General features: G+C 50.4%; 1 protein-coding gene. It reads left to right on the top strand.

All coding sequences use genetic code 11. The features are described from left to right. Window positions 1-815: phage tail tape measure protein (locus ACFINE_RS09855; protein ID WP_375621904.1), on the top strand; the 815-nt coding region annotated here is incomplete at both ends.

Genomic DNA, 815 nt, shown 5'->3' with positions numbered 1-815 from the left:
TTGGTGCGCTTTTTTAATGTGTTGGGTAAATCCGAACAGGGGATGCGCTCGCTGATTGCCATTGCTGGGCGCGATTTTACTGGTGATTTTGCCAAATTGGTGGGTAACCCCGAATTGTTAGGGCAAGCTTTAGATTATGTGAAAGATCCACAAGTCTTTAAAGGTTCTGTAGAACAAGAAGCAGACAAACAAGCAACCGGTGCCATGCGGCAATTTGAACTCTTGCAAAACCGTATTGTGGCTCTGGGCATCACCATTGGTGAAGTGCTTCTGCCCCCCCTCAACAGTTTGATGGAAAGTGTTGGCAATTTTACCAATGGGCTTATGGCGTGGGCGAATGCCCATCCCACTTTAACAAGCGCTATTATCAAAACCATTGCCGCTCTGATGGCTTTTAATATTGCTCTGCGCGTGTTGCGCTTTACCATGGCTGGCACACGCCTTGGGCTTCTTCAATTGATGGGCTCTTTTATCAAGCTTAGAGTACTCAGTCGTGGTGTTGCTGCAAGCTGGCGGGGCTTAGCAGCCGCAGGGCGCTCGCTGGGCTTGCTACCCGCGGGTCTTGGGGCAAGTTCACTCCGACTCTTACGCCCCATAACTTTACTGGTCGGGGCTTTACGGGGGATTGCTGTCTCAGGAAGTGCATTTGCTGCCTCTTTTGGCTCTGTTGGGACAGTGATCGAAGTGGTTGGGGCGGGTATTTCCTCTGTTGTGGGGGGTATTTTTACCCCAATAGGGGCTGTGGTTGCTGCTGTTGTGGCGGTCATACTGGCTGCTGGTTTTGCTTTGTGGAAATATTGGGATCGTTTTTCTTC

It is taken from the genome of Bartonella sp. AA97HXZ (assembly GCF_042196985.1).
In the GTDB taxonomy this organism is placed as follows: Bacteria; Pseudomonadota; Alphaproteobacteria; order Rhizobiales; family Rhizobiaceae; genus Bartonella.
Note: the sequence above shows the minus strand (reverse complement) of the source record. Positions and strands in the feature narration are given on the sequence as shown.